The sequence below is a fragment of the Bacillus sp. UNCCL81 genome (assembly GCF_900112535.1).
GTDB classification, from domain to species: Bacteria; Bacillota; Bacilli; order Bacillales; family Bacillaceae_G; genus Gottfriedia; species Gottfriedia luciferensis_B.
On record NZ_FOMF01000013.1, the window covers coordinates 85,060 to 96,832 of the forward strand.

Here is an 11,773-nt window from a genome sequence, read left to right on the forward strand (position 1 = left end):
ATGAATCAACAGTCCTTATGGTTTGAACAAGGTGAATGGGCAGCAATTCCTTTTCTTGAAATAGGTAAAGAACTTTCATTTTCGCGTGAAAACATATTATTTCAACAAGATGAGAAACATCCTTTTGTGTATCTCGTCCTTGAAGGGCGAATTCGAATTTATTTGTTATCGCCTAATGGGTCTGAACGCCATTTATATATTGTTGGACCTGGTAATATTATTGGAGAATCAAACGTATGGGCAGAAGAAGTATATGGATACAACGCATCTACTTCATCAAGTGCACGAGCCCTTCGAATACCAAAACCAGCATTTCATGATATTGTTATGAGAGACCCAATGCTTATTCAAAAAGTACTAAGATCATTGAGCAACAAACAATCAGCTTTACTTCTTCAAACGAAGTTAATGAGTTTTTCAGATATAGGAGAGCGAGTTCTAACAATGTTGCGCCAATTAGCATCCTCATATGGTATTAAAACACCGAAGGGTATAACGATTACGATTCCATTCACTCATCAGGAACTTGCTTATGTAGTTGGTTCATCACGTGTAAGCGTGTCCTATGTGATGAATGAATTATGTGAAAAAGGAATTATCTTGAAACAAAAAGGACGCTACACATTACTAGCCTAAGAGTTTTAACGCTTTCATATAGTAACTTAATCTTAAGAAATTCTTTCACCTAAATCTGTCAAATACTTTACAAAATATCTGATTTTTTAAAATTTTCGATAAATAGAACAGATACTAATCTTAGATTATAAAATCTATAGGCTACTAGAATAAATAAATCTCTTAATTGGGATGACCTCAAATAGCCGAAGTATAAATTAATAATGTAAAAACACCCAAATGAATACGTCATCGAGCGATAAGAGATAAAATATACTGCTAATTATGGGTTTGCGTTAACTTACAAAATAAGATAGTATTATATTTATAGCGTATAGAAGCTGGTCTTAAGACTTGCTTCTTTTTTATTAACATATTGAATCTTTTCAATTGGAGGACTACATAAAATGTTAGATATTAAAGCAATTAAAGAAATTCTTCCTCATCGTTACCCATTTTTATTAGTAGATCGTATCATTGAGCATGAAGAAGGTAAACGTGCGATTGGTATTAAAAATGTTACAGCTAACGAAGAGTTTTTTAATGGTCATTTCCCTGATTATCCTGTAATGCCGGGAGTACTAATTGTAGAAGCCCTAGCACAAGTTGGTGGAGTTGCAGCATTAAGCTTAGAGCAAAACAAAGGAAAGCTAGCATTATTTGCTGGTATCGATAATTGCCGTTTTAAAAGACAAGTAGTACCAGGCGACCAGCTAAGACTAGAGGTTGAACTAGTGAAAATGCGTGGACCAATCGGTAAAGGTAAAGCAGTAGCAACGGTTGACGGACAAATCGCTTGTGAAGCTGAACTTACATTTGCACTTAAATAAATCGAATTAAATTATAAAAAATCCTATTTTGAAAAAATAGGATTTTTTTATTATTAAATATTGTTAAGCAACCAGTGAGATTGATGAACTGTAAATAAAGAAGCCGAATCTGCAATTAAAAGGTTTTTGCCCGTATAATTATGTTGATCAATTAGTTATCATGATTAAATGTGTAGTGAGCTTTATTCGTTTTTCTCCACTCTATAGCTTTTCGCTCTATTTCCTTCACAAAAGCATCTTTTCCATCCATGTATCCATAAATATCATTTGGAAATTTTTCAGCAAGCTGCGCTTTTAATTCGCCATATGCTTTCATCTCATCTTCATGTGCTCTTAAATAGGCAGGAACAGCAATATGACGCTCAATTTCTTTTGCATTATCAAACTGATACATATGCATTTGATGGGTACGATTCTCACCACCTTTTCGGAAGTATCTTCTACCTGGAAGACCGAACTCACCAAGTCCCTCATAACCAATTTCAGCCAATTGATCATTATACTTGTCTATGTTTTCTATGTTTTTAACGACGGGTAACATATCAATAATCGGTTTCGCCTTTAAATTTGGAACTGATGTACTACCAATGTGATGAATCTCAATAATCTCATCTTTTAAGATTTCACGTACACGGTTAGCTTCTATTTGAAATAAGTTTTTCCAGTTTTCATCATGGTTTTTGACAATTACGTTCCTTCCACTATTTGTGCCCATAATATAACCTCCATTCAAGAGAAAATGGGATTATCTCTATACAATAATCCCATTTTTCATTCAAATTAAACACCTAACAAATCAACAAGCTCATCCATAGACAATTCTGTAATCCACTGTTCGCTCGTTATGATTGTATCGTTCAGTGATTGTTTCCGTTGTAGCATTTCATCAATTTTTTCTTCTAGCGTTCCGATCGTTACAAATTTATGGACTTGAACGAATTTTGTTTGCCCTATTCTGTATGCTCGGTCAGTCGCTTGATTTTCAACTGCTGGATTCCACCAACGGTCAAAGTGCATTACGTGATTTGCTGCTGTTAAGTTTAATCCTGTTCCACCAGCTTTGAGTGAAAGAATAAATACTTTTACATCGCCGTTTTGGAAGCGAGAAATCATATTATCACGGGCAGTTTTAGGAACACTACCGTTTAAGAATAATACCTCTTCACCAAATTTTGCTTGGATCGCCTCTTTAAGCATATCACCCATTCTCACATACTGAGTAAAAATTAGGCAGCTTTCGCTCTGTTCAAGGATTGGGTCTATTAATTCGAATAGTCGTTCAACTTTACTTGATCTTTCTTCGAATTCAACAAGCTGTGATTCCTTTAAGAATAAAGAAGGGTGATCACAGATTTGTTTTAATTTATTTAGCATCCATAAAATGCGGCCTCGACGTTCGATACCAGTTAATGTATCGATTTGTTTTAAACTGTCTTGAACAACTTGCTCGTATAATGCAGCTTGTTCCACTGATAAAGGACAAAGCATCTTTTGTTCTTGTTTTGGTGGAAGATTTAAAGCAACATCTTCATCTTGCTTCGTTCGTCTTAGTAAGAAAGGTGAAATTAAACGATGAACAGCATTTATTTTTTCTTCATCGCGGTCCTTCTCTATAGGGTTTACATAATTGCTTGCGAAACGGTTTAGTGAACCAAGATATCCTCTATTTATAAAATCAAAGATTGTCCAAAGCTCCGTTAAGCGGTTTTCCATTGGAGTACCAGTAAGAGCAATCCGGTGCTCAGCTTTTAACCCACGAACTGCGCGAGACTGCTTAGTGGTTGGATTTTTTATGTTTTGAGCCTCATCAAGAATGATACTTTTCCAAACATATTGCTTTAGGTCTTCATAATCTAACACGCTTAAAGCATAGGAGGTGATGACAATATCGAAATCTCTCATTATTGAAAACAAGTCTTCACCTTTTAAACGGTTACCTCCATAGTGAACATGAACAGTTAAATCAGGATAAAATAATTCAATTTCTCGTTTCCAGTTGTTGATAACAGAAGTAGGGCAGATAATCAATGATGCTCCTCGATTTTCTTCGTTTTCTTTACGATAAGCTAAATAAGAGATCGATTGAATTGTTTTACCAAGCCCCATATCATCAGCAAGTAGTGCACCAAATCCCATATTTTTTAAATGAACTAACCATTCGAATCCTTTTTGCTGATATGCTCGTAATGTTGCTTGTAGACCATGAGGAACATTAAGCTCAGGAACTTCTGAAATGGATGTTAATCGTTTAGTTAATTCTCGGAATACCTCATCAACTTCAATTTCAACCTCGGCAAAAGGTGAGTGGTCGTCCTCAGGTTTTTCAGTCCCTTGTAGTAGCTCATGTTGAAGAACTTCGTGAAATCTAAGTCCTTGCTTTTCAGCCTTTGCCATCATTTTCTTCATACGTGCAATAAAAGCAGGGTCAAGTGCAATCCACTGTCCATTAAATTGAATTAAACGTCTTTGATTTTCAACGAATTGTTGGAATTGTTGTTCCGAAAGCTCCATTCCATTTGTAGAGATTCGCCAGTTGAAGTCAACTAATGTTTCCATATTGAAAAATGAATTTCCAGCAGGTTTACCTTTTACACTTGCTTTTAAAGTCATCTTATTTTGTTTTAAAGCTTGCCACCAGCTTGGTAAAAGAACCTGAATATTTGCTGAAAGTACTTTTTCACTATCCTCTGTTAAAAATGTCCAAGCTTCTTGTTCACTTAAAACTTCTTTTGGCATATGATTATCGATTAAGTTTGGTGCTAATAATCCTACACCTTGGAACGTTCGATCTAAATACTCAGCATAAGAAGAATGCTTTTTATGTAATGATTCATGTCCGTTATATTCATAAGGTTTTATCGTTTTTCGCTCATCTATTAAATATGTACGAAGATTCCAATCATCATGCTCACTCATTGGCTCTTCAAGTACTAATCGAATCGAAAATGGAACATCATCGTCTCTTAGACCAATTTTTACATGCCAATCGTCTTCATCAATACTATGTGTGAGTTGCTGTTTTATATAACTTGGATTATGATACAAGCCCCTAGCAATATCCCAGCGTTTAGACTGTAAAGTTTCTATTTCAAACTGCTGTTTTATTGCAGAAGAAACCAATTCCTGTAAAGTTGGTTCTAATTGTTCAAATCCATCAATTTTCCATAGCTCTTCGCCAGCCTGATAATGAGCAAAACTTGGCGAAACGTGGCCCTCGTTAAAATCATTGTATAAGCTTGAGATTATCGAATGAAACTCATTTGCTTCATCTAAATAAGTAATCTCTACTAATGAGTTTTCTTGGTGTTCTCTAAAAAAAGTAAGTGCTTCGATTGGAGTTAAAAGAATTCCTTCAATCTGACCGACTCGGGTCGGTTGCAATAATGTCCCATAATATGAAGGTTCATGCCATTGAAACACTAGATGCTTCCATGCGGTTACCGGTAAAATGACACCGTGACTTTGCATTCCATAAATGAGTAAGCCTTTTCGCTCAACCCATTTTACGGCAATACTAAGATTTGCTAGTCGCTTCATTGACTAATTTTCCTTTCTTTAATTCCTCTTGAAGTGCACGTAAACGAATAAATTGAGATTCAACATACTGAATATAGTCTTCCCACTCATTCATGCGCTTTAATTTTTTATAATTTGTTCTTAGTTTTTTCAAATATCGAACAGCTATTTTATAGTTTGCTCGGCCTTTTAAATCAATGTAATAAAGAACTAAGTGATGGTATATAGGTAATACAGATTGAGGTGAGTACTTATGTACTTCCTGAAGGTCATGTTTATCAATGTAATCAGGATTGTAAGAATATAAGTGCATTTGCAGCTCAACCCATCGTTTGTATTCCCGATTATGCATTAAATAATCAGTGTACTGCATCACACTATATGGAAGTAGTGCTTGATAAACTACTTCTAAGCCGGCCGTTTCATTAGTGTAAAAACTATTGTACTCATAATTAGTAAGGAAATGTTTCGCAAAAGTAGTTTTTGCATATTCATCATCGCCATTTTTTAAAAAGTGTAAAAGCATCTCGTAATACAATGGTAAAAATAATGTTAGCCGATCTGTTTCATTGTTTTTTCGAAGATTTTCTATCCAGTAAGTAAAGCAATATAGAGTGCGTTCATTATCGCTGTAGTGCTTTATAATGGGCAGCATTGCTTCATCTTCTTTTAATAAATAATATAGATGAGCTTTTCCTAAATCTGCATAATAGTTGTCCTCAACCTTTGATAATGTTTCTAAATCCTTATATAAAATCTTTGGGCTATTTAATAGCTCTTTATATACATGACGAAAAGAGTTATAACGAGGAACTAAACAAAGGTTTCTTTCTAATAAAAGATCCTGCAACTGCTCACGAAGAACTTCTTCGTACTGAGTAGACACGGAGCCCCCAGTTAAATTATGTAATTGCCTACTTACAGCGTCAATTTGATTTTCTAGCATTGTCATTTCGCGCGGTAAATGCGCATTGTCGTAAACTGTACTTTGAATTTCGATTTGTCCGACCATTTTATTCATTGTAAAAATTGACGCAAGTAACTGATATTGTAGCTTTTCCTTTTCTTGACGTGGTTGTTGATTCAATAATCCATGATAAAACCGTTCATATAATGGATATACAAAATAAACATCTTGGTAAAATGACGTTCGTTGCTGTTCTATATATTCCTTATACTTTTGCTCAAATAACGCTACTGTCTCTTTCGGTCGATCCTGCTCAAACATACTCATTTGATCTAGCAGTTGGCGACCAGTCATTATATTCGGGATACTTTTTAAAGAAGACTGCTTAAACTTCCTCATAATATCTCCGACTAAAGAAAATGAAGCGGCAGCATAGCAAAGAAGTGCAATTTGATGTTGGCATGGAGGAGCTTCGTAGCAATCACATCCATTTTGATCATGGTTTTCAATATGTAAAATTGGTAAATGAATTTGATCCCCTTCTTCAACAACACCAACTAGACGACCTTCTCGAACTGAAACATTATATACCTGACCTAGTCGATACAACTGTAGGCCAGTTTCAACAAGCTCTGCGTCCCTCGTATTTTGAGGAGAAAGCTTTGAAAAGAGTGAATATGAAAGTTCATAAATAATATCTTTACTTAAATCACGCTGAAGCATTCGATGCCTCCTTACTCGAAACATTCTTATTGGTAATTATACCCTAAACAAATACGATACACATAGCCGAAAAGGGAAAAATTGAAAGTTGATATAGATTGTTACTTTTATGTTGTAGTTTTGAAATCATTAATAAAAGAGTGGATGGCAATTAAAATTCGGGAATCGCAATTAAAAAGTGAAAATCGCAAATAAATTCAAGGAACTCAAATAAAAAGTGAAAATCACAATTAAATTCAAGGAACGCAAATAAAAAGTGAAAATCGCATTAAAATCAAGGAACGCAAATAAAAAGTGAAAATCGCAAATAAATTCAAGGAACGCAAATAAAAAGTGAAAATCGCAATTAAAATTCGGGAATCACAAATAAAAAGTGAGAATCACAATTAAAATCCGGAAACCGCAAATAAAAAGTGAAAATCGCAATTAAAATCCGGAAACCGCAAATAAAAAGTGAAAATCGCAATTAAAATTCGGGAATCGCAAATAAAAAGTGAGAATCACAATTAAAATCCGGAAATCGCAAATAAAAAGTGAGAATCACAATTAAAATCCGGAAATCGCAAATAAAAACCATCAAACCTCAATTAATTCAACAATTAAAACGCACTTATATGTAAAATCCTCATAGTTTCAACTTAAATCTATAAAAACATACCTAATTACCTAAATTTAAAAGTAAAAAACGTAACAAGAATAGGCAAGTGTGTAATACAATTTTAATATGCAAAGAAAATGCTAATATAATAAAATATTAATATATTAGACAGTCAAAAAAAGCCCCCTAAACAGGGGGCTTTTCGTCTGTTATGAGATTTTTCAATAGTAAAAAAACAATTATTTACATATACACAATTGTTTTGAATTAACTAGAGAGGTGAAGGATTTGAAAAAAGGTTTTACTAGTTTAATTGTTTTAGTACTTATTTTTAGTATGTTTAAAGATGTATTTGCGGAAACTAAAGCTGCAGACAAATGGGTGGTAACTCTAAAACCTACAGAATTGACGATTCAGACTGGAACTGGAGGAACAACTGGCGGCGCAACAACTGGTGAGATAGCTGGAGGAACAACCGGCGGCACAACAACTGGTGAGACAACTGGAGGAACAACCGGTAGCACAACAACTGGAGGAACAACCGGCGGCACAACAACTGGTGAGACAACTGGAGGAACAACTGGTACAACAACTACTACAATAACAATACCAGCAAACGTTAAGTTAAAAGTAGATAAAGAGGAGAATGACCTTTACTATGTTACTTATAATGGGAATGCGGGGACTATTTTGAAAAGTGCAGTCCGAAATGCAACTCCATGGGAAATCTACCCAACGGCGAAAGTCTTTAAAGTAACGAATGATACACCTCTATTATTAAATGAAAATGGTAAATTAGTGAATAGGGGAACAGTTAAAGCAAATACGGTTTTTAGTAAAATAGGTGTGAAGGATCAGTATTTAATGATTCAATATTCTAATCAAACTGCTTATATTGATAAAAATAAAACTATTCCTTTACCAAATGGGACCTTGCCTGTGATCAGTATCGTGACGCAGCCTGTTAAAATTACGGCGGGTGTTGCAGTGCGAAATACTAAAATTGTCCTCCCGCGTGATAATAAACCAACAATGGTTAACATACCTGCTAAGCAAAAAATAGTAATTGATTCAGCTTATTCCTCTTATTATGTCGTAAAAGTTGGAGGACTTAAGGGACTGATCCCTAAAGCAGATATTTCGTTAAAAACCTATAACTACGTTGACCCAAATGGTGATTATTCATATGAAGAATTGACAGCGGATTTACAGGAACTGAATGCTTGGTATCCTGGATTTACTAAAGTTGAAACAATTGGTAAATCGGTAGATGGTAGAAGTTTATATGCGATTAAACTAGGGACTGGAAAAACTGAAATTAGTATAAATGGTTCGCATCATGCTCGTGAGCATATGACAACAAATGTCATAATGGAAATGCTTGATCAATATGCAAGTGCTTATGAAAAAAATACAAAAATTTCTGGTTTTGATGTAAGAAAAACATTATCTCAAACGTCTATTTATTTTGTACCAATGGTAAATCCTGATGGTGTAATGCTTGTACAAAAAGGTGCGAGCAGTGCAAAGAATCCAAATCAGGTCATTAAATTAAATAATGGTAGCAAGAATTTTAAAGCTTGGAAGGCAAATGTACGTGGTGTAGATTTAAATCGACAATATCCAGCTGGGTGGAGTACAATTTCTGGTAATAAGTCAAAGCCCGGCCCTGATAACTATAAAGGTACTAAGGCTTTAAGTGAACCAGAAGCTAAAGCTTTATATGATTTCACTAATAAACATTCATTCAAAAATACAGTTGCATACCACTCATCAGGAAATATTATTTTCTGGCATTATAATCAAACAGGATCTCAAATGGCTAGAGATAAGGCAATTGCTACAAAATTATCAAAACAAACAGGGTATAGTTTGGTCGCTCCTGCCAAAGGTGGAGGCGGTGGATATAAAGACTGGTATGTTGCTGCAAAAAAACGACCAGGATTTACTATTGAAATTTCTCCTTATGTAGGGAACAAACCAGTGCCAAATAGTTACTTTAGTAGTATTATAAAGAAAAACTTACCAGTTGGTTTAATACTTGCTAACGAAAAGTAAAAAATCACATTTTTTATAATAAAATTACTAAATTTAATTAATCTTCGTGCACAATTTGTTTTTCATTTCATTTTATGTTAAGATAGGAACATACTTAATAAGAAATTGGTTAATTCAATTCATGTGTTAAAAGGGACGAATTTTCATCCTGTTCTAATGTGTGTATTTTTTCTTAACAATACTCATTAAGTGTAAAAAAACAGGTATATATGGAGGTTCGTACAATGAACACAGGTACAGTTAAATGGTTTAACGCAGAAAAAGGTTTCGGATTCATCGCTGTTGAAGGTGGAGACGATGTATTCGTACATTTCTCAGCTATCCAAGGCGACGGTTTCAAATCTCTTGAAGAAGGCCAAAAAGTAAGCTTTGAGATCACTCAAGGTAACCGTGGCGCTCAAGCTGAAAACGTAGTTAAATTATAATTTTCACTTCTGAGTGAGTAAAAGGCTGCTAGCATTTTTGTTAGCAGTCTTTTTTTATTTTGTATAGAGAAGTGAAGTGATGGCGTCGCCTACAAATAAAATGACCACAACCGTAAATAAACTATTTAAGCGAATTCGAAAAAAATTTTAAAACTTCAAATGTCTTCCGGATTTTCTATTATAATAATACTAAATCAACTAAAACTGGTTTTAAAACTGGTAAAGACAATAGAAATCATACCGGACTTAAAACTATACTCATACTTTATTTTGATTATTGATCATCCTAGGTATTCATTAAAGTAACTAAAAAGTTCGAAAATCAAAAAAAAGAGCTTAAAGTAAGCTCTTTTTCCTAAAAAAATCTTTATTTTAATGCAGAATCAATTAATTCGGTTGCTTCAAGCTGCGATATGCCTTTAATTAAGCTAAGTTCACCAACAAACATGCGTTTAGCCATGTCTAGCATTTCTCTTTCACTAGGGTTTAAAGGTTTCTCCCTACTTTGAAGTGTTAGATCACGTACTACTTGAGCACCAGCGAGTAATTCGCCAGACTTTAATTTTTTCATGTTTGTATCATATTTTTGTTTCCAAGATAAGGAATCGTCAGGAAGACCATTTGAAAAGTCATCTAATACATTACTTAAATATTCTTTGTCTTCGACTAAACGAATTTTCGTATTTGACACATTCCCTTGAGGGACCATCAATTTTAAATTGCTGGATGGTATGTTAATAATGTAGTACTGTTGTGTTACACCTTGTATAACTTTCTCTTCGATGGAATCAATTACTGCAGCTCCCTGCATTGGGTAAATAATTTGATCGCCAATTTTGAACAATGTACCCACCTCCGAAAATTCTTATAACTTAAGTATAACATTAATAAATGAAATATCAAAATTTATATGATAACATCTGTAAAATAAAACTGTCAATAATTTTATGTATAATTTTTTACTTTTTTGGGGAAAAGATGAACATGTCATATGGTCGTGGACATAATATGGAAGAAAGAGACTGTCGAAAGGAGGTTAGGTTACTAATGAATTTTCGTGTAGTTATTTTTATCGTTACAGTACTTACTTTTTTTACAACGACCACCGGATGTAGCCAACAAGAGCAAAGAGAGCTAGAGAAGCTTCCAGATGGCGTATTATTATCAGCATCTGAGCTTTCTTATGAAGCATTTCTAAGTAAAGAAATAGGCAAAAGCTTAAGAGAACATAAAGGGATTGCTGATCCATTACTTACTCAAGTTCATAAGAATCTTAGCGATTATAGGCTTGTTTCCATTACATCTGGTAATATTGGATTTTCTGCAATAGCATTAAAAAATAATAAAAATAATAGTTTACTATTTGCTTTTAGTGGATTAAAGAAAATTAATATACAAGATATTTATCAAAGATTAGTTGAATTTGAAACTCCTGAGAATGGTTCACCAGTTGTAATAGATCAACAAGCTCAGCAAGCATATGACTGGGTTTCATCAATATTAAATAAAAAAGAGAATAAGCATTCAAGTGTATATGTTACTGGTCATTCCTTTGGAGGTTATTTAGCTCAATTTGTAGGTTATCAGCTTAAAAATGATAAAAAATTGAAAAATCATCTTTTTGTACAGGGCGTTACATTTAACTCATTAGGTGTACTTTTAGATGATGGTTCGAAAAAACTTCATGCAAAGTCACAAAAAGTCCAAAAAACGTTTAAACCACTTTTTACAAATTACATTGTAAAGGGTGACCCATTGGACTACGCTAATAAAACCTTTTTTAAACAAATAACTGGGTACTCACTCCAGCATCTCGGTAATATCAAATATATTACAGTTGATGAGAATTATAAAACGTCTTTAACTGCTTTAGAAAAAACAACAGATTTATGGACAAAAGCAAGATTGTTGAAACCTTTGTACCCATATCACGATTTAGTTGAGTTTGAGGGTGCGTTTTGGAAATAGTACGGTGAAAATTAAAAGCTACTATCATAGATAGTAGCTTTTACACGCTGTTGAAAAACAACTTTGTCAATTAAATTACCAAATTTTCGTAAAAGGAGTAGGTGATGTTGATTTCCATTACAGGATGCTCGCT

General features: G+C 33.9%; 9 protein-coding genes. 5 read left to right on the plus strand and 4 right to left on the minus strand.

The window, feature by feature from the left end; translation table 11 throughout:
• The gene (locus tag BM319_RS21400) at nt 1–636 is read left to right on the plus strand and encodes a Crp/Fnr family transcriptional regulator (RefSeq protein WP_091024609.1); all 636 of its coding nucleotides are present in this window, start codon (nt 1–3) and stop codon (nt 634–636) included.
• 386 nt (nt 637–1,022) lie between these two features.
• The gene (gene fabZ / locus BM319_RS21405) at nt 1,023–1,445 is read left to right on the plus strand and encodes a 3-hydroxyacyl-ACP dehydratase FabZ (RefSeq protein WP_056469377.1); all 423 of its coding nucleotides are present in this window, start codon (nt 1,023–1,025) and stop codon (nt 1,443–1,445) included.
• A 151-nt stretch (nt 1,446–1,596) separates the two neighbouring features.
• Here the strand turns inward: fabZ and BM319_RS21410 are convergent, their stop codons facing one another.
• The 3 genes from BM319_RS21410 to BM319_RS21420 form a co-directional block, all read right to left on the minus strand.
• Nucleotides 1,597–2,160 (minus strand): GrpB family protein, encoded by a 564-nt coding sequence (locus BM319_RS21410; protein WP_069033758.1) that lies wholly within the window; start codon nt 2,158–2,160, stop codon nt 1,597–1,599.
• Nucleotides 2,161–2,225: 65 nt separating this feature from the next.
• Nucleotides 2,226–4,982 carry a DEAD/DEAH box helicase gene (locus BM319_RS21415; protein ID WP_091024611.1) on the minus strand — a complete coding sequence of 919 codons (2,757 nt, stop codon included), beginning with the start codon at nt 4,980–4,982 and terminating at the stop codon, nt 2,226–2,228.
• Entirely contained in the window at nt 4,960–6,591 is a 1,632-nt protein-coding gene (locus BM319_RS21420) for a hypothetical protein (RefSeq protein ID WP_069033760.1), read from the minus strand. Before BM319_RS21420 ends, BM319_RS21415 begins: the two co-directional genes overlap by 23 nt.
• Before the next feature lie 886 nt (nt 6,592–7,477).
• On the opposite strand from BM319_RS21420, the gene BM319_RS21430 reads away from it, so the two are divergent.
• Nucleotides 7,478–9,247, plus strand: a complete 1,770-nt coding sequence (locus tag BM319_RS21430; protein WP_139226558.1) for a M14 family metallopeptidase — start codon at nt 7,478–7,480, stop codon at nt 9,245–9,247.
• A gap of 224 nt (nt 9,248–9,471) precedes the next feature.
• Nucleotides 9,472–9,672 (plus strand): cold-shock protein CspD, encoded by a 201-nt coding sequence (cspD, locus tag BM319_RS21435; protein WP_025568675.1) that lies wholly within the window; start codon nt 9,472–9,474, stop codon nt 9,670–9,672.
• A 367-nt stretch (nt 9,673–10,039) separates the two neighbouring features.
• Here cspD and BM319_RS21440 read toward each other — a convergent pair whose 3' ends face one another.
• Nucleotides 10,040–10,525: a CarD family transcriptional regulator gene (locus BM319_RS21440; protein WP_254664590.1), complete on the minus strand. Its 486-nt coding sequence runs from the start codon at nt 10,523–10,525 to the stop codon at nt 10,040–10,042.
• A gap of 194 nt (nt 10,526–10,719) precedes the next feature.
• Between BM319_RS21440 and BM319_RS21445 the strand changes: the two genes are divergently transcribed.
• A complete protein-coding gene (locus BM319_RS21445) occupies nt 10,720–11,640 on the plus strand; it encodes a lipase family protein (protein ID WP_175495668.1) in 921 nt (306 codons plus the stop codon).
• The last annotated feature ends 133 nt before the right edge of the window (nt 11,641–11,773 follow it).

Bases quoted from the DNA above. Each gene is read 5' to 3' on its own strand.
- BM319_RS21415 (WP_091024611.1), bottom strand. From the start codon at position 4,982: ATGAAGCGACTAGCAAATCTTAGTATTGCCGTAAAATGGGTTGAGCGA.
- BM319_RS21445 (WP_175495668.1), top strand. From the start codon at position 10,720: ATGAATTTTCGTGTAGTTATTTTTATCGTTACAGTACTTACTTTTTTT.
- fabZ (WP_056469377.1), top strand. From the start codon at position 1,023: ATGTTAGATATTAAAGCAATTAAAGAAATTCTTCCTCATCGTTACCCA.
- BM319_RS21410 (WP_069033758.1), bottom strand. From the start codon at position 2,160: ATGGGCACAAATAGTGGAAGGAACGTAATTGTCAAAAACCATGATGAA.
- cspD (WP_025568675.1), top strand. From the start codon at position 9,472: ATGAACACAGGTACAGTTAAATGGTTTAACGCAGAAAAAGGTTTCGGA.
- BM319_RS21420 (WP_069033760.1), bottom strand. From the start codon at position 6,591: ATGCTTCAGCGTGATTTAAGTAAAGATATTATTTATGAACTTTCATAT.
- BM319_RS21400 (WP_091024609.1), top strand. From the start codon at position 1: ATGAATCAACAGTCCTTATGGTTTGAACAAGGTGAATGGGCAGCAATT.